Origin of the sequence: Pectinatus sottacetonis (genome assembly GCF_015732155.1) — a bacterium.
GTDB classification, from domain to species: Bacteria; Bacillota; Negativicutes; order Selenomonadales; family Selenomonadaceae; genus Pectinatus; species Pectinatus sottacetonis.
Genome location: NZ_WIQK01000001.1, coordinates 952,665 through 973,327 on the forward strand (window position 1 = coordinate 952,665; position 20,663 = coordinate 973,327).

The following is a 20,663-nucleotide window of genomic DNA, read 5'->3' on the forward strand; positions in this document are numbered from 1 at the left end:
CATGATTATGTTATACCATAAGTAATAATTAATTTCAATAAGGAATATGTCAATTTTAGTCTTCTAAACTAGGCAGCATAGACATATAATATTTTTTTACTTTCGCAGACGCCACGTTTAAGCTTGTTTCATCTCTGCGTTGTCGCTATGCTGTCTTTAGGAGTTTCCAGCATTTCAGGCAGTATGGATTGGTCTTAGGCCAATCTATATATGCATATTTATATACATACTGACTAGTTTGGTCGCCTAACTCAGACTAAAGTCACGAGTGTACATCTTCCATTTAATCAGTCACTATAAAAGCTCATTTCTATAACAAACTTATGTTATAATAACATTAATAAATAAACTATTAAAATAATGTTTTTTATTTTCAATAAATAGTGCGGAGGAATCATCTTGAGTAAAATAATTGTCATTACATCTGGCAAGGGCGGTGTAGGTAAAACAACTGCTACTGCCAATATTGGTGCAGCACTTGCTGTTTTAGGGAAAAAAGTTGCCCTAATCGATACAGATACCGGTCTTAGAAATCTTGATTTAGTATTAGGTTTAGAAAATCATATCTGCTATACACTTATTGATATAGTAAAAAGTAAAATTTCTTATGATAAAGCGCTTATACGCCATCCTACATATAAAAACCTATATCTTATTCCCACTTCGCAAAAATACGATAAATCAGCTTTAACTGGAAATGATCTTATTCGTATATGTCAATCAATGAAACCAGACTTTGATTATATACTTATTGATTGTCCTGCCGGTATTGAACAGGGTTTTAAAACAGCTATCGCCGCAGCTAATGCTGCAATAATCGTAACGACGCCGGAAATGGCAGCCCTACGTGATGCTGACAAAATAGTTGGTGAATTAAATAGAGCTGAACTAAATGATATAACATTAATAATAAATCGTATCCGACCTAACATGATCCAGCGCAATGATATGCTTGATATTTCTGATATAAAGGAAATACTTGGTATTGATGTCATAGGTCAATTGCCGGATGAAGAAGCAATAATAAAATATACTAACAAAGGGCAATCTGTCATTGAAGACAAAAATTCTTTGTCAGGAAAAATTTTTCGAAATATTGCCCTGCGGATATGCGGGCAAAACATTCCCATTATGAATTTTTATAGCCAAACTACATTTTGGGGCAAATTAAAAAACTTATTCAAAAAATAATAATATATTTATTACAGCAATGGACATTACACATATAATATACCTACTGCTTCCTCAAAATTCAATGCAGTAAAATGTACAAGTCCCGGAAAAGACACAATTATATTTTTAATTCATTTAGATAAACCCTTAAATTAAAATACTACATTCAATTTAATAAATTAGTAAAAAAACTTACCGCATATCATAAAACGGTAAGTTTTTTATTACCTGCAAAAAATATTAAGTTACACAAATTCAATAATTAACATGCCATAATACCAGTCCCTGCGGTGGTGCGGTTCGGCCTGCCTTTGTTCTGTCTTTTCCTAATAAGACATCATTAAAAGCTGCTGGTGTAAGGCGATTATTCCCAACTTTAACTACAGTACCTACAATATTCCGTACCATATGATATAAAAAGCCATCTCCCCAAAAACGAAAAATAAACATATCTCCATCCTGAATACACTCTGCTTTATACAAATTACGGACCGGATTAACATTAGGAGCACTTCCTGATGCCTTGAATGCGGAAAAATCATGTCTGCCGACTATGTACTTTAAAGCCGCCTGCATTGGTTCAAGCTGTAAACCATACTGATAATGCCAGCTGTACCGGCACAAAAACGGATCGGAAATTGCATTATGATAAAGCTTGTAAATGTAAATCTTGCTTTTTGCACTATGTAAAGCACTAAATTCGCGCTCAACCTCCTGTGCATCAGTTATTACAATATCTTTTGGCAGTAATCTATTCACTGCCCGCGGAATATTCGCCACCGGTATAGTACCATCAGAAAAAAAATTTATTACCTGCCCCCGGGCATGTACTCCGGCATCTGTTCTACCCGCCGCTGCCAATTCTATTCTATCACCAAAAACTGACGGCAGAATTTCTTCTAATACATTTTGCACAGCCACACAATTATTCTGGCGCTGAAATCCATGATAATTCGTTCCATCATAAGCTACTGTCAACCTTATGTTACGCTGCCTTTTTTTCATTATTGCTTTATGTTCTGATTTCATACCACTAAATACCTTTTACCTTTAATACAGCCAATATAACAATCATTATGCTGAAAAGACCTATCAATATATAATCAAGCCGTGTCAACTGCATCTCTTTCATTCGTGTACGCCCTTCCCCACCTCTATAGTACCGAGCTTCCATGGCCAATGCTAATTCATCGGCGCGACGAAAAGCCCCCACAAAAAGAGGAATTAATATAGGCATAACAAAATGTATCCTGTTTATTATACTTCCTGATGTAAAATCTGCTCCGCGTGATTTTTGTGCCTTTATAATTTTATCTGTTTCATTTATTAATGTAGGAATAAAACGCAGCGCAATCGTCATCATCATAGAAAGCTCATGTGCTGGTACTCCTATAGCCTTAAACGGTCTCAGCAAGGCTTCCAGCGCATCAGTCAAGACCAGCGGTGATGTAGTGAAGGTAAGAACTGACGCCAATAGTACCAATAACAATAATCGAATTGTTATAAACAGCCCCTCATAAATACCATTCCACGTAGCAGAAAAAAGCCATATTTTAAATACTTCTGGTCCAGTTCCACTAAATACATGTACTATAAAAGTAAATAAAACTATCCAAAACATCGGTTTTAGTGATTTTATATACATAATCAGCGGAATCTGTGAAATAAATACCAACCCCATACTTACCATTATAAGTATTACATAATCAAACTTACTATCAAATAAAAAAATACTTAGAATAAATACAAATAACATCAATATTTTTACTCTGGCATCCATCCTGTGAATAATTGAATCTGCCGGAAAGAACTGCCCAATCATTATATCACTCAGCATTTTTTCTCCTCCTGCTCCAGGATTTATATATAGAATCAACAGCAGCAGTCAAATTTGTACAATCAGTTGCAACTGGTAATGCTTCATCATTTATTTTCTGCAGCAGCTGTGTCAAATGTGGTGGTCTTAACCCTGCTGCTGTCAGTATTTCCGTTTGCTTAAAAACATCTTTGGGCGCTCCATCAGCTACAATTACTCCATCATTTAAAACCACTATCCGCTCTGCCATACTCATTATATCATCCATGTTATGTGATACCATGATTACCGTGCAATCCCTTTTATTATAAAGTTTCTTAATATTTCCAAGCAAATCATGTTTTGCCCTGGGATCTAGTCCTGCTGTGGGTTCATCCAGTACAAGATACTTTGGTGCAAGAGCAATAATTCCTGCAATAGCAACACGCCGCATCTGGCCGCCGCTCAGGGAAAACGGGGATATATCTTTATATTTTTCATAGTCAAGATTGACAAACTGCATTGCTTTTTTTACTCTATTTTCTATTTCATTTTCCGCTAGCCCAAAATTTTTCGGACCAAAAGCAATATCCGCTGCAATCGTTTCCTCAAACAGCTGCTGTTCCGGATATTGAAAAACCATACCGACAGACCTTCTGGCCTTTACACTTTCCCTTCCCTTCCCATTTATATCTATTCCATCAACAGTGACCATGCCACTGTCTGGTTTAAGCAGCCCATTCAAATGCTGCATTAATGTTGACTTACCTGAACCGGTATGCCCGGCTACTGCTATAAAACTTCCTTCATATATAGTCAATGAAATATTTTTTAAAGCATTTTTCTCATATGGAGTTTTCTTCATATAAACATGTGTAACATTTTTTATTTCAATAGCCACTAATCTCACCATTTTTATTTTATTTTGCTGTAACTAATTATTATACAACCTAAACATTGTTAATACAATTAATATTGATGTTAACAATAAAGAATACTATTTTCTAAATTTTATCCAATTTTAAAAGCCTAGTCGGCGATAAATTTACGCCATATACTTTGTAATCACTCTATATTACTCCTATCCTCTTTGTTAAGATAAACTGTTTATATTATTCTCTGTATTTTCTGCTTTTTTACTATTATATATCTCTATGTAAAAGGTTATTAATCATATTATGCCAAAACTTTTTGTTTTTAGCCAGATTATACTAAAAAAAACACTCAGCTGATTATAAACAACTGAGTGCATACTATAAATTAACAGTAAATTACCAATGTTCATTTTTTTAATACACTAACGTCCAACCTGGAAAAATCAGTAAGAAGTTCTCTAACTGCTGTAGTTATTTTATCACAATCCCCTATTCCATTACCTTCTATATTAAGCGGCATTTTAGGGTCATGCAATGACTGTCGCAATAATGCCCAGCCATTTATATTTCCCGTAAATGATAAACGTACTCCCTCATAAGACGGCTCTACTACTGTATAGCCCTTCCGCCTGGCCCGTTCCGCAAAAGCTTCAAGAACTTTTCCCCCATATTCTTTAAAATCTTCTCCGTTTATTGACATGCGGTACTCAACCTCTTCAAATACAGGCTGAAGTTTCTCTATAAGACTTTCTAATGATTTATTTTCTTTTTTTGCTATAGTCGCTGCAATTAAAAGTTTAACTGCCAGATAGGCTCCATCATCAAGATAATAATTTTCTTTCAATGCTCCATGCCCACTTGTTTCTATTGCTAATGGAGAAACTTCTCCTTTAGCATTAAGTCTTTTACATTCATTTATAACATTTTTATAGCCTCGCATATACCGATGGTGTTTCAAATGTAATTCATTTTCCAAAAAAGCTGTTAATTTATCAGAGGTAACCGAATCAGTAACAATTGTTGAACATGGATAATCCGGTGCCAAGATTGCTGCCATCATTGCAATAAGAGTATCACGGGCAATTTCCCGTCCGTCAGAAAGCACGGCTGACATTCTATCAACATCAGTATCAAAAATAAGCCCCAAATCTGCTTTATTTTCAACAACGGCCGTCCGCAAGGCCTCCATAGCCTGCTTATTTTCTGGATTAGGTATATGATTAGGGAACCATCCATCAGGTTCTAAAAACTGGCTACCGGAAATATCAGCCCCCAGCTGCCCCAATACTTTTTCGACAAAAAAACCTCCGGCCCCATTACCAGCATCAACGACTACATGCAATCCTTTAAGCGGATGATAAAATTCAGTCGAATTTATTCCCTTGCGTATTTTTTCACAAAGATCCTGCGCATAAATATTGATAATATCACACTTTTTTACTTTATCAATGTTTTCTTCTGTATATCTGGTTTCTGCTGCTATATTTAACACATCTGTTAAATCTTTTTTTTCCATTCCACCATCAATTGTAAAAAATTTCAGACCATTGCGATTATATGGCAAATGACTTGCTGTTATCATTATTGAACCATCATATTTAGTCTCTTCGTACACCAATGACATATACATTGAAGGTGTTGTAGCCAATCCACAGTCATATGCATCAGCTCCACTGCCCAAAATTGCTTTTAACACCTGCTTTTTCAACCGTTCTGCTGACAAACGTGAATCATGCCCAACAGCAATCTTTATGTCTTCAACAGGCTTTTCTAATTTATTTACCAGCCATTTTACAAAAGCTGCCGCTATTGTATTAGCATATAAATTAGTTAAAGTAACCGGTTCTCCTTCTACACCTTCTATTGCCACACCACGAACATCACTGCCATTTTGCAGTTTTAATATAGTCTTATCCTCTGACATAAAACCATTCCTTCCATTTTTTACTGCCATTTTAAAATACTCTATTAAAATTAAACCACATTAAACATAGAAAATTCAATACCTTTTAATAAAAAAGAACGTAAAACATGACACTATTTTGCCTAATTTTACGTTCATTTTCATAGCATTGTTAATTGTATTATAATTTTTTCATTGCTGCTTTTATATGGCTTTGTTCTAATTCATTAATACGCTGCACTTTTGGCTGTGATCTTGACTGTTCTGAAAATTCACATTCTAACCATATATCCAACAGCGATTTTGCCAATTCCATACCTATAACTCGTTCTCCCATACATATTATCTGAGCATTATTACTTTTTCGGCTGCGTTCTGCCGAAAAAGAATCGTGGCACACAGCCGCACGAACTCCTGGTACTTTATTAGCGCAAATACACATTCCCAATCCTGTGCCACATACTAATACTGCTCGCTTATATTTTCCCCTGGCAACAGCATCAGCAACTTTATAAGCAACATCAGGATAAAGTATTTTTTCTCCCTTGTCGGCACCAAAATCGTCAACTTCATATCCTTTTTCTTCCAAATGTTTTTTCAAAACCATTTTTAAATTATATGCTGCTTCATCGCAACCAATGGCTATTTTCATTATAATCACTCCTCGTATAATAAATCCACTAAATCTATTTTTTCAAATATTCACTTACTTTTTTTTCTATTCCTGCAGCATCAAGACCAAATTCATGTAAAAGTGCTATTGCTGGACCAGAATGACCAAAACAATCATTTATACCAAGGCGTAAGACTGGTACAGGATAACTTTCTGTAAGAACTTCTGTTACAGCTCCTCCCAGTCCACCAATTATTGAATGTTCTTCTATAGTTATAATTTTGCCAGTTTTTTTAGCAGCTTCAATAATAAGCTTCCTATCTATAGGTTTTATTGTATGAATGTTTATAACACCAACAGCAATATTTTTTTTCGCCATTTTTTCAGCTGCTGCTAAAGCCGCTCCTACACAAAGACCCGTAGCAATAATTGTTGCATCATGGCCTTCACGCAAAATTACCCCCTTGCCTAACTCAAATTTATAATCTGCTTTATTATTTATAACAGGTATTGCTAATCTGCCAAACCGCATATAAACAGGACCATTATAATTATATGCCGCCTTCACTGCTGCCCTCGCCTCTATATCATCTGCCGGATTGATAATCACCATTCCTGGTATAGTACGCATCAATGCAATATCTTCATTACATTGATGCGTAGCTCCATCTTCACCTACTGAAATTCCAGCATGAGTAGCACCTATTTTAACATTGAGATGTGGATATCCTATTGAATTTCTTACTTGTTCAAAAGCACGGCCTGCGGCAAACATGGCAAAAGAACTTACAAATGGTACCAGCCCTGTAGTAGCAATTCCCGCAGCAATTCCCATCATATTACACTCAGCTATACCACAGTCATAATGACGTTCTGGAAAAGCTTTTTTAAAAATAACTGTTTTTGTGGCAGCTGCTAAATCAGCATCAAGTACAATTATATTATCATGTTCTTTATATAATTCCACCAGTGCATTTCCATAACTTTCTCTCGTAGCTATTTTAGTTACTGTCATACCAGCGCCTCCCCATTTTTTTCTAATTCAGTCATTGCTTGTTTATATTCATCTTCATTAGGTGCTTTCCCATGCCAGCCAACGATATTTTCCATAAAAGAAACACCTTTTCCTTTTACACTTTTCGCTACAATTGCAGTTGGATATTGCTTTATCGTTCTAGCTTCTTTAAAAGCAGCTCTTATTTCATTAAAGTCATGGGCATTGATGTTTATCACGTGAAAATTAAAAGCTTCCAGCTTTTTATCGATCGGATAAGGAGAACAAATTTCAGCCACACTGCCATCTATCTGCAAATTATTATTATCGATTATTACTGTTAAATTATCCAACGCATGGCTGCCGGCAAACATGGCCGCCTCCCAAACCTGACCTTCCTGCAGTTCACCATCTCCCAGCATTGCGTATACACGAAAATCCTTATGCTGCACTTTAGCTGACAATGCCATTCCCACAGCAGCAGATATTCCTTGTCCCAAAGAACCTGATGACATATCAACACCAGGAGTATGTTTCATATCAGGGTGACCTTGTAAATAAGAATCAATATGACGCAGAGTTTTTAAATCGTCAACAGGAATATAGCCTTTTAATGCTAATACTGAATAAAGAGCTGGTGCAGCATGGCCCTTCGATAAAACAAATCTATCACGATTTTCATCTCCAGCTCTTTGTGAATCCACATTCATTTCCTCAAAGTAAAGATAAGTTAAAATATCAGCTGCGGATAATGATCCGCCCGGATGTCCTGACTTAGCATAAAAAGTTGCTGTTATTACATTTTTGCGCAACTCATTAGCAATTTTTTTTAAATCTAAATTATCCATTAAGAGCCTCCTCTAAATACCTGCCAGCCAAACTGGTTATAAATATTTATCATTATCTGTAGAACAACTACAGTAAACACCATATAACAACAATATTTTTATATCCCCATTAAATATAAACTATAAAATTAACTATTAATTATCCATTAAACATAGATAATTATTGTTATGCTTTGTTTTAATTGCTGTTTAGTTATTATTAATTACTTTTAATATATTTTAAGTTTTATTTATTTTTTATTATAGCAAATTTTTTTCTTTTTTCAAGTGTTTATAATCATTATTTTTTTCTTATAAATATTATTTATTTTCTTTTAGTTTTTTTTATATATTATTTTTATGTTTTTTCTTTCTTTTATTATCGATAATAATCAGCTGAGATTGTCAAAGTTTCTTTTGTGCTATATAATGTAAAAAAGAATTGCATTTTATGAAGGAGGGTATGCTATGTTTGCAATAGAACGGCAAAATATCATACTAGAACATATAAAGGAACACGGAAAAATTACTACCCAACAAATTTGTGAAAAATTTTCTGTATCAGCAACCACTGCCAGAAATGATATGAAAGAGCTAGAAGAAAAACAACTCATAACTAGAACACATGGTGGAGCTACGTTAGGAGAAAGTCAGTTAAAAAATTCCACCAATAGTAATCTAACTTTTTCTGTATCTGAGTCTGAAGATAATAGTTACAGTTTTCTTTTCCGCAAAAAAAAATGTATTGAGGCTAAAAAACACATTGCAGAAAAAGCCCTATCATTTATAACTGACCGAGGTTCCGTCTATCTTGATTCAGGAACAACTTCATTAGCCATAGCGGAAAAACTTGTCGCTATAAAAAAGAAACTAATAGTAATAACACATGGTATCCACATAATGTCGGCATTAATAAAGAATCCTGATATAACTGTAATCTTTGTCGGCGGAATAGTAGGTAAAGATGCTGCTTATATTGAAGGTACTTTAGGTGCTGGTATATTTGACAACCTGATAATTGATATCGCCTTTCTATCTGGGTATGGATTAACAATGAAATCTGGGCTTACTGACTTTAACCCTTATGAAGTAGAATTAAAACGCCTTGTTGTAAAACATTCCCACAAAATAATTGCCCTGGCTGATGCTTCAAAGTTTGATATCATATCCACTGCCAGTTTTTGTCCTACAGAAAATATCGACACAATAATTACTGACCCCAGTGTTTCGCCTGATGTATTAAAAGAATACCAAAATAAAAATATTAATATCGTATATTAATTACCTGCATAATTACTATTTTTATGAGACAACATCAGGGATAAAAAATTGTCTCCATCATTTAAAAAACATTTGATGGAGACAAAACTAAGTAATAAATATTTTTTGTAAAACCCAATATACCCTATTAGATAAAATACAGTATAAATATTTATACTGTATAATCAGAATATTTTATATTATTTCAAAACAAAACTTGTAAACCATCAGAAAATATTATCAGGCAGCACTTTCCCCAGACATCACTCAGACTATCTAATATTAATATATAAAAAGTATACATTAATCACTCTCCACAGCACAACAGATAACAAACCCTGCAGCCCTCATAGTGGTTTTTATCTCTATCATACTTCAAGTATATGATAAAAATCATGTACATTTTTTTCTAACTGACGGTTTTTAAACATAGATGACCCTATAACAACATCATTAGCACCTGCCTGAATGACCGTTTGCAAATTATTAAGATTTATTCCCCCATCTACTTGTATATCAAATTTATAACCATTTTCAGCCCGCCATTCTGCCAATTCTTTTATTTTCTCTGTACTTGCCGGTAAATATGCTTGTCCACCAAAACCAGGTTCTACTGACATTACAAGCACTTTTTCCAAAAGTCCATCTTCAGCAACATATCGTAATGATTTAAAACCAGTGGCTGGATTTAAAACTACTCCACTATGCATTCCTTTTTTTTGTATCATTTCTAATGTATGATATAAATGGATACAGGCTTCCTTATGTACAGTAACACTGTCAACACCAGCATCAGCTAATCCTGCTGTCAATGAATCAGGATTTGTAACCATTAAATGCGCATCAAATACAGTTTTAGTATGTGGCCGCAGAGACTTTATGACACCAACTCCAAAAGTAATATTATCCACAAAATGTCCATCCATAATATCCAAATGAATCTGTTTTATTCCACATTTTTCTAACCTTTGTACATCATCTGCCAGACAAGAAAAATCTGCTGACAAAATTGATGGTGATAAAATTATTTCCATAGTATTCCCCTTTACTTGTAAGTTTTTTCATAAGTTGTTTAAGTTGCCTAACTATGAACAGTTATAAATTATCCATATATAATTATATAAGTAATCAGCTTACTTCTCAAGCAGAAGTTAAACCAACTCTTGTTCCGTTCTTATTAACTAGAAGAAGCTTACCATATAAACAGTAAAACGCACTGCCTAAAAAGTAACAGTGCGCTTATTATTATTAACTATTATTCATTTGTCATCTTCACCGGCGGCGATATTCGTCTGCCTTTGTTTTACTGTTATAATCATTGCCCCTAATTTGCGGTGGCGTCACATCCATAAAATCTTCCTGAGATGATGTCTGATGTATAGAATTCGAAGACTTGTCTTCGCGTCGATAAGGATTTGTTCCCTGACCAGATCTATTTTTAAACTTATACCATATCATACGAATAACCATGATAACCATACAAATTAATATTATGTTGAATAACAAACCCATGATGTCGGAAAACATTCCCATTGATCCCATGCCAAGGAAATGACTAAGCAATCCGCCCAAAAACATTCCACCAGCAAACAAACCAATGTTTCTCATAATACCACCCCAGGGAGAACTGCTACGTGCTGCATTCAATGGTAACTTTGCCGTTGCTGGTGCATTTTTATTTATGGATTTAGCATCCTGCGATGGTTTATATTCCTTCGTCCTAAAATCTGACGGCTTTTTCTGCTGCGTTGAAAAACTCGGTGTAGTTCTTGATATAGAAGGCCTTGGTGCCGACAATCTAGACCCTCCTCTAGCTGCAAAAGTCAGAGATGACATTGCAAATATACAGACAACCATAAGGATAATTATTTTTTTTAAATTCATTTTATTCCTCCTTATAAGCCTTTATATCTTCTGGAAAAGCATATATTTCTCCTAAAGTATCAAGTTCGCCCGATAGATAACGGTCAATATCATGTACGTCAATATATAGCTTGCAGTTAATATCCAGATAGCCTTGCTCTGTGGCCTGGCTCACATCGCGAATAGCTACCAGTTTTTCGCGAAGTTTCAAGCACTCTGTACGCGTGGCATGAATATCCAGTTTAATTTCTGGGACACCATACTCTTTGAGTACTTCCTGCAAAGTTAATCTTTCTGACATTTTTATCCTCCCAGTCATTCATTAATATAAAATCTCTTCAATTATATATATTCTATACATAAATTACAATAGAATCTTTATTATAGTTTTTTTATTGCAAGCTACAAATATTATATATATTCTAACGCGTTCGACAATAATAGTCAAAATAACAAACACAGCAATTTAACCACTATGCCTAATTACAATAATCTATTAAAAACTTATACCATAAGGGATAGTACTATAAAATCGTTCATCATATTACACGGCCACAAGAAATCAAATTTGCGAAATAGAACCCCTTGTCAAAGATAAATACCATAAGTTGTCCCCATACAATTGCATTATGGACAATTTTATCAGTATTTAGGTACCAAATAGAAAAGTGAATACTTACAAATTTCCAAACTGGAAAAAGAACAATCTCCATAACAAACCGCCCCAAAAACATAAAAAGGCACAAAATACCCTAATATTTGTAAATGATTATTTATCAGACAACTCATCTTACTCTCCCTTCAATAAAAGACAGATGATATCATAACAATAGCAGGCCACATCCTTTATGATGTCAATTATTTTTCGGTGCCAGCCGTTTATGAATCCACTATATGTATTTTCTATATAAATTATTTTTCGGATAATTTTAAATAAAGCGCAATAATTTCCATGGCAAAAACCTTACACATCTCTGCATTCATCATAATATCTTCTGCATGTACAAGCAGTAAGTCAACTTCGGTTTTTCCTCCATCGGCCTCAGACTGCAGCAGCTTGGTATGTGTGCCATGTGCCTTGCTAAACGCTTCATCTGCCTCATTTATTTCCTTTACCGCATCTTCAAACTTATTCTGTTTTGCCAACTGTATTCCTTGTAAATAACCCATTTTAGCTTTATTAGCCATTTTCACTATATCAAGACATACGTTTTCAGTATTGGTCTTTTTCTTGCTTTTCATATTGACTCCCCCTTAGCTTGAGCTTAATTTATTTCTTTTATTATACCTCTAACACCAATGTAATGATATACTATTATTTACTTAATACTTTCAGCAATTTCTTCCAGATATTCCCATCTTTCCATAAGTGTATCAAGCTTGTCCTGCAATATATCTTTTTGTTCATTGAGGTCCTTTATTTTTACATAATCTGCCACATTTTGCTGCATCTGTTTTTCAATGATACTTATCTGACTTTCAACTTCGGCAATCACGCCTTCTATTTGTTCATATTCTCGTTGTTCCTTATATGTAAATTTTCTATTTCCATTTGTTTTTTTCTCTTTTTTTATTGCCGGGACAACTATTTTCTTTTCTTTTATTTTTTCTTTATCAGCTGCCGCAGCTATTATTCCCTTATAGTAAGAATAACCGCCCGGATATTGCTGAAGTTTCCCATTATCCTCATATACAAAGACTTTCTCTGCTAACCTGTCAATAAAAAATCGATCATGTGAAACAAAGACAATAGCTCCATTAAATTTATCAATAAAATCTTCTAACACTGCCATAGTCTGCAGGTCAAGATCATTTGTAGGTTCGTCAAGGAGCAATACATTAGGGGAACTCATCAAGATGCGCAGTAAATACAGCCTCCTTTTTTCTCCGCCTGATAACTTGGCGATAGGTGTCCACTGTAAGCTGCCGTCAAATAAAAACAATTCCATTAACTGCGATGCTGAAACCTGTGTTCCATCTGCCAGTGTAATATAATTGGCAGCTTCTTTTATATATTCAATAGCCCGCACAGTTTCATCCATTGTCGGATTTTTTTGTCTAAAATAACCTATCTTAACAGTTTCCCCAATTTTTACACTGCCTTTTGTTGGTTCCAGTTCTCCTGCAATTATATTGAGTAACGTTGATTTTCCTATCCCATTAGGTCCTAAAATACCAATTCTGTCATGTCTTAACAGCGTATACGTGAAATCATTTATTATTTTTCTGTCAGCAATCCCATAAGAAACATCCTTTATTTCAATTATTGTTCTGCCCAGACGACTTGCCCCAAGTGATATATTGACTTCACTGTTGTCTAAATCAACTTTTTGCTGCTTAACTGTCTCAAAACGCTGTATTCTTGCTTTTTGTTTGGTAGAACGAGCCTGTGCCCCCCGTCTTATCCATTTTAGTTCATTACGCAAAAAATTTTGTCTTTTTTCTTCTGAAGAAGTTTCACGTTCAAGACGCGCAGCTTTTTGTTCCAGAAAATCGCTATAATTTCCCGTATAAATATAAGATTTACCTCTATCTAATTCCAGTATTTTTTTTGCAACATTATCCAGGAAATACCGGTCATGTGTAACTAACATAACTGCTGATTTTAGTTTGCTTAGATATTCTTCCAGCCAACCGATAGTTTCACTGTCAAGATGGTTTGTCGGTTCATCCAAAAGCAGTAAATCACAAGGCTGAATAAGTGCTGCCGCCAGTCCCAGCCTTTTTTGCTGTCCGCCTGATAACTCTCCTGCTTTTTTAGTAAAATCAGCAATTCCCAATCTGGTTAATATAGCCTTAGCATCATTTTCCAGTTGCCAGCCATCAAGTCCATCTATTTGTTCAGAAAGCCTGACCATTTTATCCTGTACAGCCTTATCTTCATTCTTTTCCTGCATTTTATAAAGCAATAGTTCATAATCGCGTAAAACCTGCATTATTGGCTGACTACCGCGAAAAGCTTCTGCTAGTACTGTATTCTCAGGATTAATGTTTTTATTTTGTGGCAAATATTCAATACGTATATTTTTCATAGAAGCAAATGTACCATCGTCGGTGGGTACAGCTCCTGCTATGACTTTAATTAAAGTTGACTTTCCTGTTCCATTGACGCCGACAATTCCTACCTTATCTCCTGCCTCAATTGAAAAATTTATATCCCCAAACAATACTTTTTCTCCATAGCTTTTCGCTAAGTGTTCCATTGTTAAAATCATATTTACTCTTTCCATCTATAATTATTATTTACTTTTTATATACTAGCTAAAAATAGCCATAATATAATCTGTTATTATTTATATACTAACATAATTACCACAAGTTTTTAACTATAATCTATCACTGTTATTATAAAGTAATTATATTGACAAAAATATTTTCTCCAGTAATATATAAAATATATTACTACTAATGAGGTGATGTATTGAAAAATATCCAAACTACCGGTCATATACTGGCGTTTCTCACTGCTGTCGTATGGGGAACTACCTTTGTTTCTACAAAATATCTGCTAGTGGCTTTTTCTCCCATAGAAATTTTATTTTTACGTTTTCTAATTGGTTTTATAACTTTATGCCTGATATATCCTTATGATCTGCTCCATTTCAATAAAAAACAGGAATTTTATTTTGCCGGTGCCGGTCTTACCGGAATAACACTTTATTATTTATTGGAAAATATTGCCCTGACTTATACTTTTGCGTCAAATGTTGGTATTATAGTATCAGTTTCTCCCTTTTTTACCGCACTCCTGGCAAGTTTATTTCTAGTAAATGAACCTTTACATAAAACATTTTTTATTGGGTTTATATTTGCAATAACTGGTATTATAATAATAACATTCAATAATACATCAACTTTTCATCTAAATCCGTTAGGTGATATACTGTCCATAGCAGCATCTATTACATGGGCGGTTTATTCTATAATAACCAAACGGATAACTTTAATGAATTACAATATAATTGCTGCTACCCGCAAAATGTTCTTTTACGGTCTATTATTCATGCTGCCAATAGCTTATCAGCAAAATATTTCTATAAATTTTATGCTGTTCACAAATCATCTTTATCTTTTCAATATATTGTTTTTAAGTATCGGTGCTTCAGCTATCTGCTTTATCACGTGGAACATGGCGATTGCCCGTCTTGGTGCTACTAATTGCAGTGCCTATATATATTTGATTCCTATTATTACCATAGTAACAGCCTTCATCTTTCTTAATGAAACAATAACCGGTTCCACTATTATCGGTTGTTTTCTTACTTTATTTGGTCTTATTATCTCCGAAAACCGCTTTTCTCTCAAACAAAAACCAAAACATCATATTATACAAAAAAAAACATGACACTATAATGTCATGCTGCTTTTATAAAATTGGTGGGACTAACAGAATTCGAATCTGTGACCTTTACGATGTCAACGTAACACTCTAACCAACTGAGCTATAGCCCCATATATATTATTTTTATAATATATTATAATTTTGTTTATTTGTCAACCCTTGCTGATAATACACTATTTTTCACTATTCAGCATATTATATTACGTATTAAATACAAAAGAGGGAATTCTTGTGGATATTAAATCATTACGTCCTGCCTGGCTGGAAATTGATCTTGATAACTTAGCCCAAAACATGCGTGAAATCCGCCGGCTTACTGAAAAAACTGCCCAGATTACTGCTGTAATAAAGGCCAATGCATATGGTCACGGAGCCTGCGAAACCGCAACTATACTACTGGAAAACGGAGCTGATCGCCTTGCCGTAGCTGAATTGGACGAAGCAATCGAACTTCGCCTGCATAAAATAACCGCCCCCATCCTTGTTCTTGGCCCCGTCTTTCCAACGCAGGCTAAGGAAGCTGTACTTTATGGTATAGATATAACTATTTTTGACTATAATAGTGCTAAGGCTTTTTCTGATGAAGCTTTGAAACAGCACCGCAATATCCGTTTCCATATAAAAATAGACAGCGGCATGGGCCGTATCGGCTATCAGCCTAATGAAAAAAGTATTGAAGAAATCATCCACATAAGCCAGCTGCCTAATGTAGTCATGGAAGGAATATTTACTCATTTTGCTACTGCTGACTGTATAGACAAAACCTTTACTAATGAGCAGTTTAAACGATTCAAATATGTTTGTGACACGCTTTCACAAAAGGGCATAAAAATCAATACACGCCATTGTGCAAACAGTGCTGCTATAATTGACTTACCGCAATACCATCTGGATATGGTACGTGCCGGTATTATCCTTTACGGTTTGGCTCCTTCAGCAGAAATAAATATTACAAAAACAGCCTTAAAACCCGTAATGTCTTTCAAATGCCGGGTTACCCACATAAAACAGCTACCTACAGGCAGCAGCATCAGCTACGGCCGTAAATTTATTACGCCTGGTAATTCAATCATTGCCACACTGCCAGTAGGTTATGCTGATGGATATACACGTATGCTCTCCGGCAAAGCAAATGTACTCGTTCACGGACAGCCCGTTCCTGTTGTAGGCAACATCTGCATGGATCAATGCATGATAGATGTAACTACTGTTCCTGATGTAAAAGCCGGTGATGAAGTAATATTATTTGGAAGGCAAGGAACTGCTTCCATATCTGCTGATGAACTAGCACAAAAACTCGGGACTATAAACTATGAAATAGTCTGTATGATGGCTCGCCGTCTACCACGTGTCTATATGAAAAAACATCAGCCTGCTTTTTACAAAAATTATTTATATTAATAATGTTATCATCATACTAATGCTGGGTATTATATTTTGTAATGGCTTTTTAGCGATATTCCTACACAAAATTTTATACACTATATATTATCCAGCATCATTATTTTCATTGCCGGCAAACTTCTGACAGATCTCCAGCATAGCTTCAGCAAAAGTTTTTGCTGGTACAGCAGTAAATCTTCTTTTTTCTGTCCTACTGTTAACAATACGATCCTTATTGGTATAAATTTCTGTTTTTGTATCAGTATACGTTTTATCTTTTATAGCAAAATTCATATATATTTTACAATATGAAACCTTTTCCCCCTTTGCCATATCCCGGGCATACTGCATTTGCAATTTATGCAGGATATCTTTATTGGTGAAGATGGTTTTTACTATTACAGTTATTTTATCCTTATCTATTTTTCCATTATTTTTTTTCATAAACTGCAGTGAATTAATATCATAAGCATATACTCCTATGTTATTTTCTAAAACCAATGACCATATTTGTTCTTTTGTTGGAGAAATATCAGGCTGTGCGCTGATTTTCCAGTCCAGGGGATCTTGAACTTCATTCGTATCTTTTGCTGCTGCAAAAGCAGTAGTTGTCATACATAATAAACAACAGTAAATTATTATTATTTTTTTCATATTTTCACTCTCCAATATTATCTATTATACGTAATACATTTTCTGTTTTTAATTTTGTTAACTCATAATAAGTTCCACCCATAGCTTTTGCAATATCACCAGCTATTCCCAGCTTTATAAAATCCGTTTCGGTATCAATAACAACCGAATCAATTTTTTGCCGTTTTACTTCTTGTGCTGTTTCTAAGGCTTTTTTTACCGGATCATCGCTGTTTTCAAGCTTGCTGTTCGCCCGACCATCAGTGATCAATATTAATACTGCAGCAGCATCAATATCTTTTTCCCTTTCCATTTTTAATACCTGCAATGCTTTATTCAAGCCCTGTGCCAACGGCGTTTTCCCGCCCGTTGGCATTTTTTGCAGGCATTTTTGCGCAAGATCGATACTGCGTGTTACTGGAAGCAATACTTCAGCCTTATCCTTGCGAAAAGCAATCATCCCTACACGGTCTCTTTTTTGGTATGCCTGCCGCAGCATATTAAATATAGCCCCTTTTACCGCATGCATTCTTTCATATGCACCCATTGAGCCACTGGCATCTACCACGAACAGAAACATACTGCCAATTCTTTTTTCTCGTACTTTTTGCCTTATATCTTCTGATAGTATTGTCAAGGCACAATCATTTTTAGACCGTGCTTTTTGATAAACTGCTGCATTTCTTATTGTAGCATCAAGCGCAATATCATCAATCATCCCATGCGGAATTCGGGCCCGGACATACCGCCCCCGTTTTAGATCAGTTTTAGTTATACTTCTTTTGCCGCTGCCGCGTCGATGAGTTTTATCAATCTTTCTTGCCAGTTCTAGCTGCGGCATACTAATTCTTTTATCTATATCAGATATTTTTTCTTCTGGTGCAGGGCTATTACTTTCCTGTTCCTTATTTTGATCCTTATTTTCAATATTATCAGCTGCTGGCTTACTATCATTATCCTGTGTTTCATTTCCCGTATTTTCAGTATCAGCCGCTTCATTTTCCGCAGGAGGAGTTTCATTCGGTTTTTCATCGTCCCTATCCATTGCATCACTATTATTTTCTGTCGTATTATCAGAATCATTATGCTTGTTTTCCTTGTTCTGTGACTGCTTATGACTACGATGCACCAATACAAGCACTGCTGCTTCGTTGAGATCCTTAGGCAGAACATATGTTCTATCTGCCAACGCAGCCAAAGCTCTGGCTGTTTCCAATAAATACAATTCTGCCTGATGTCCCACGCAAAAAGCTTTTGCGCACATCTGTGCTGCCAAAAGTATAACAGCTTCGCTAAACTGAACCTGAGACAATATTATGCGTGCTTTCGCTATTTTTCTCGCCAATACTGATGTTTCCTTTTTATAAGCTTCACAAAAACCACATGGATTATTTTCAAAAGCCATCCTTCTTTTAACTATTTCTACACGTTTACCTGCATCTTTTTCACTAGTGCTTTCCACATATAAGCCAAATTTATCTAGCATATATTCCGGCAAAAGCATTTCATGCGGATTCATTGTAGCTACCAGGGCAAAATTTACTGAATTCGCCTGTGCCCCATCCCGCACCATAAAATTGAAGTTACTTTGCTGAACCCTGCATACCGCATCAAGCAGCTCTGTGCGCAGTAAGTTGACCTCGTCAATATACAATAAATTATTATCGGCCCTATCAAGAATACCCTTATGCCACTTCTTTTGTCCTTTATTAACTGCATATTCAAAATCAATACTGCCAAAAAACATGTCTTCCGTTATATTTAACGGCAATTCAATTATTTTCTGTTTATTCATAAGACTTTCACAAGCACGGACTAAAGTAGTCTTTGCAGTACCACTCGGCCCCCCTATAAGCAATCCGCCGACTTTCTGATTGACTAAAATTACCAACAGGGCTTTTTTTACCTGATCCTGCCCTACAACAGCAGTAAATGGATAATTATATTTCCTGCGCATTATCAGCCTCTATATTTTCGTCGAGAATATTTTGTATTTTATTCCAGTCAAAATCACTTTCTTCAAACGGCTGTCTGCGTAAACGATGCGGCAGAACCAGTCGGGACGCTGCTTTTATGTCATCGGCAGACACAGATTGTTCGTCATTGAATGCAGCTATAGTCAAGGCTGTCTTTATAATAGTGATATCAGCACGGTGTCCATCTACTCCTATTGTTACTGCCAGTTCAGCCACAGCCTGCATAAGATTATCTGTTATACATACTTTATGCAGTAGCTGTCTTGCCACAATAATTTTATCTGCCAGCTGTTTTTGCCTTTCTGCGTACTGACTTGCAAACATTTCTGGATCTCTTTCATATGCCAACCGGCGTTTTATAACTTCCACTCTTTTTTCTGGTTCCTGCTCACCCTTTACCATAACAGATAATCCAAATCTATCTAAAAGCTGCGGCCTGATATCTCCCTCTTCTGGATTCATCGTACCTACAAGTATAAATCGTGCCGGATGTGAATAGGAAATACCTTCCCGTTCAACGGTATTTATTCCCATAGCAGCAGAATCCAACAACAAATCAACTATATGGTCATCCAACAAATTAATTTCATCCACATATAAAATATTGCGATTAGCTTGCGCCAATATCCCTGGCTCAAATTTTTTCTTGCCATATTTTATTGCATATTCCATATCCAGTGTTCCTGCGACACGGTCTTCCGTCGCGTTTACCGGCAGTTCCACAACACGCATTTTAATCAGTTCTATTGGCAACTTTCCTTCCCGCGACAACATTTCCGTACAATCATCGCACAGCATACTGTCTTCATCAGGGTCACAGTGAAATTTGCATCCCTGCACACTTTTCATTGCGGGGAGCAATTCAGCAATGGCTCTTACCGCAGTTGATTTAGCCGTTCCTTTTTCTCCTTTAATCAAAACTCCTCCCAATGATGGATTTATTGCATTCAATATTAATGCCAATTTCATGTCCTCTTGTCCGGCAATAGCCGTAAACGGATAAACACTCTTTCTTTTCAATTTACT

The 20,663-nt window shown here is 35.4% G+C and carries 19 protein-coding genes and 1 tRNA gene; 4 read left to right on the top strand and 16 right to left on the bottom strand.

Going from position 1 to position 20,663, the window contains the following annotated elements:
• Window positions 1-399: 399 nt before the first annotated feature.
• Window positions 400-1,191: a septum site-determining protein MinD gene (gene minD, locus I6760_RS04395; protein ID WP_196593263.1), complete on the top strand. Its 792-nt coding sequence runs from the start codon at window positions 400-402 to the stop codon at window positions 1,189-1,191.
• Between the two features lie 237 nt (window positions 1,192-1,428).
• Here the strand turns inward: minD and truA are convergent, their stop codons facing one another.
• From truA to I6760_RS04430, 7 genes are all read right to left on the bottom strand, one after another.
• Complete coding sequence (gene truA / locus I6760_RS04400) at window positions 1,429-2,202, bottom strand: tRNA pseudouridine(38-40) synthase TruA (RefSeq protein ID WP_196593264.1); 774 nt, start codon at window positions 2,200-2,202, stop codon at window positions 1,429-1,431.
• 4 nt (window positions 2,203-2,206) lie between these two features.
• The gene (locus tag I6760_RS04405; RefSeq protein ID WP_196593265.1) at window positions 2,207-3,010 is read right to left on the bottom strand and encodes an energy-coupling factor transporter transmembrane component T family protein; all 804 of its coding nucleotides are present in this window, start codon (window positions 3,008-3,010) and stop codon (window positions 2,207-2,209) included.
• A complete protein-coding gene (locus I6760_RS04410) occupies window positions 3,000-3,869 on the bottom strand; it encodes an energy-coupling factor transporter ATPase (RefSeq protein ID WP_196594764.1) in 870 nt (289 codons plus the stop codon). The genes I6760_RS04405 and I6760_RS04410 overlap by 11 nt, the downstream gene beginning before the upstream one ends.
• Before the next feature lie 380 nt (window positions 3,870-4,249).
• Entirely contained in the window at window positions 4,250-5,767 is a 1,518-nt protein-coding gene (locus I6760_RS04415; protein ID WP_196593266.1) for a phosphohexomutase domain-containing protein, read from the bottom strand.
• 160 nt (window positions 5,768-5,927) lie between these two features.
• Entirely contained in the window at window positions 5,928-6,398 is a 471-nt protein-coding gene (gene rpiB / locus I6760_RS04420) for a ribose 5-phosphate isomerase B (protein WP_196593267.1), read from the bottom strand.
• Window positions 6,399-6,432: 34 nt separating this feature from the next.
• Window positions 6,433-7,374, bottom strand: coding sequence for a transketolase family protein (locus tag I6760_RS04425; RefSeq protein ID WP_196593268.1), 942 nt, complete (start codon window positions 7,372-7,374; stop codon window positions 6,433-6,435).
• Window positions 7,371-8,201 carry a transketolase gene (locus I6760_RS04430; RefSeq protein ID WP_196593269.1) on the bottom strand — a complete coding sequence of 277 codons (831 nt, stop codon included), beginning with the start codon at window positions 8,199-8,201 and terminating at the stop codon, window positions 7,371-7,373. The genes I6760_RS04425 and I6760_RS04430 overlap by 4 nt, the downstream gene beginning before the upstream one ends.
• Window positions 8,202-8,648: 447 nt before the next feature.
• Here I6760_RS04430 and I6760_RS04435 point away from each other — a divergent pair, with 447 nt between their 5' ends.
• Window positions 8,649-9,461, top strand: a complete 813-nt coding sequence (locus I6760_RS04435) for a DeoR/GlpR family DNA-binding transcription regulator (protein ID WP_196593270.1) — start codon at window positions 8,649-8,651, stop codon at window positions 9,459-9,461.
• A gap of 347 nt (window positions 9,462-9,808) precedes the next feature.
• Here the strand turns inward: I6760_RS04435 and rpe are convergent, their stop codons facing one another.
• From rpe to I6760_RS04460, 5 genes are all read right to left on the bottom strand, one after another.
• Complete coding sequence (rpe, locus tag I6760_RS04440; protein ID WP_196593271.1) at window positions 9,809-10,474, bottom strand: ribulose-phosphate 3-epimerase; 666 nt, start codon at window positions 10,472-10,474, stop codon at window positions 9,809-9,811.
• Window positions 10,475-10,712: 238 nt separating this feature from the next.
• A complete protein-coding gene (locus I6760_RS04445; RefSeq protein ID WP_196593272.1) occupies window positions 10,713-11,324 on the bottom strand; it encodes a hypothetical protein in 612 nt (203 codons plus the stop codon).
• Window position 11,325: 1 nt separating this feature from the next.
• Window positions 11,326-11,604 (bottom strand): hypothetical protein, encoded by a 279-nt coding sequence (locus I6760_RS04450; protein ID WP_196593273.1) that lies wholly within the window; start codon window positions 11,602-11,604, stop codon window positions 11,326-11,328.
• A 611-nt stretch (window positions 11,605-12,215) separates the two neighbouring features.
• Complete coding sequence (locus I6760_RS04455; RefSeq protein ID WP_196593274.1) at window positions 12,216-12,545, bottom strand: PTS lactose/cellobiose transporter subunit IIA; 330 nt, start codon at window positions 12,543-12,545, stop codon at window positions 12,216-12,218.
• 77 nt (window positions 12,546-12,622) lie between these two features.
• Window positions 12,623-14,518 (bottom strand): ABC-F family ATP-binding cassette domain-containing protein, encoded by a 1,896-nt coding sequence (locus I6760_RS04460; protein WP_196594765.1) that lies wholly within the window; start codon window positions 14,516-14,518, stop codon window positions 12,623-12,625.
• 206 nt (window positions 14,519-14,724) lie between these two features.
• Here I6760_RS04460 and I6760_RS04465 point away from each other — a divergent pair, with 206 nt between their 5' ends.
• A complete protein-coding gene (locus I6760_RS04465) occupies window positions 14,725-15,648 on the top strand; it encodes a DMT family transporter (RefSeq protein ID WP_196593275.1) in 924 nt (307 codons plus the stop codon).
• Between the two features lie 30 nt (window positions 15,649-15,678).
• On the opposite strand, the gene I6760_RS04470 is transcribed toward I6760_RS04465, so the two are convergent.
• A tRNA-Val gene (locus tag I6760_RS04470) sits at window positions 15,679-15,755 on the bottom strand.
• A 121-nt stretch (window positions 15,756-15,876) separates the two neighbouring features.
• Between I6760_RS04470 and alr the strand changes: the two genes are divergently transcribed.
• Entirely contained in the window at window positions 15,877-17,046 is a 1,170-nt protein-coding gene (alr, locus tag I6760_RS04475) for an alanine racemase (RefSeq protein WP_330997942.1), read from the top strand.
• An 87-nt stretch (window positions 17,047-17,133) separates the two neighbouring features.
• On the opposite strand, the gene I6760_RS04480 is transcribed toward alr, so the two are convergent.
• Genes I6760_RS04480 through I6760_RS04490 form a run of 3 tightly spaced genes read right to left on the bottom strand, consistent with a single transcriptional unit; the run spans window position 17,134 to window position 20,657 of the window.
• A complete protein-coding gene (locus I6760_RS04480; protein ID WP_196593276.1) occupies window positions 17,134-17,682 on the bottom strand; it encodes a hypothetical protein in 549 nt (182 codons plus the stop codon).
• 4 nt (window positions 17,683-17,686) lie between these two features.
• Window positions 17,687-19,618, bottom strand: a complete 1,932-nt coding sequence (locus I6760_RS04485; protein ID WP_196593277.1) for a VWA domain-containing protein — start codon at window positions 19,616-19,618, stop codon at window positions 17,687-17,689.
• Complete coding sequence (locus I6760_RS04490) at window positions 19,602-20,657, bottom strand: ATP-binding protein (protein WP_196593278.1); 1,056 nt, start codon at window positions 20,655-20,657, stop codon at window positions 19,602-19,604. Before I6760_RS04490 ends, I6760_RS04485 begins: the two co-directional genes overlap by 17 nt.
• Window positions 20,658-20,663 lie beyond the last annotated feature (6 nt).

Bases quoted from the DNA above. Each gene is read 5' to 3' on its own strand.
- I6760_RS04425 (WP_196593268.1), bottom strand. From the start codon at position 7,374: ATGACAGTAACTAAAATAGCTACGAGAGAAAGTTATGGAAATGCACTG.
- I6760_RS04430 (WP_196593269.1), bottom strand. From the start codon at position 8,201: ATGGATAATTTAGATTTAAAAAAAATTGCTAATGAGTTGCGCAAAAAT.
- I6760_RS04460 (WP_196594765.1), bottom strand. From the start codon at position 14,518: ATGATTTTAACAATGGAACACTTAGCGAAAAGCTATGGAGAAAAAGTA.
- I6760_RS04450 (WP_196593273.1), bottom strand. From the start codon at position 11,604: ATGTCAGAAAGATTAACTTTGCAGGAAGTACTCAAAGAGTATGGTGTC.
- I6760_RS04415 (WP_196593266.1), bottom strand. From the start codon at position 5,767: ATGTCAGAGGATAAGACTATATTAAAACTGCAAAATGGCAGTGATGTT.
- rpiB (WP_196593267.1), bottom strand. From the start codon at position 6,398: ATGAAAATAGCCATTGGTTGCGATGAAGCAGCATATAATTTAAAAATG.
- I6760_RS04405 (WP_196593265.1), bottom strand. From the start codon at position 3,010: ATGCTGAGTGATATAATGATTGGGCAGTTCTTTCCGGCAGATTCAATT.
- I6760_RS04480 (WP_196593276.1), bottom strand. From the start codon at position 17,682: ATGAAAAAAATAATAATAATTTACTGTTGTTTATTATGTATGACAACT.
- I6760_RS04455 (WP_196593274.1), bottom strand. From the start codon at position 12,545: ATGAAAAGCAAGAAAAAGACCAATACTGAAAACGTATGTCTTGATATA.
- I6760_RS04435 (WP_196593270.1), top strand. From the start codon at position 8,649: ATGTTTGCAATAGAACGGCAAAATATCATACTAGAACATATAAAGGAA.
- I6760_RS04485 (WP_196593277.1), bottom strand. From the start codon at position 19,618: ATGCGCAGGAAATATAATTATCCATTTACTGCTGTTGTAGGGCAGGAT.
- rpe (WP_196593271.1), bottom strand. From the start codon at position 10,474: ATGGAAATAATTTTATCACCATCAATTTTGTCAGCAGATTTTTCTTGT.
- I6760_RS04445 (WP_196593272.1), bottom strand. From the start codon at position 11,324: ATGAATTTAAAAAAAATAATTATCCTTATGGTTGTCTGTATATTTGCA.
- truA (WP_196593264.1), bottom strand. From the start codon at position 2,202: ATGAAATCAGAACATAAAGCAATAATGAAAAAAAGGCAGCGTAACATA.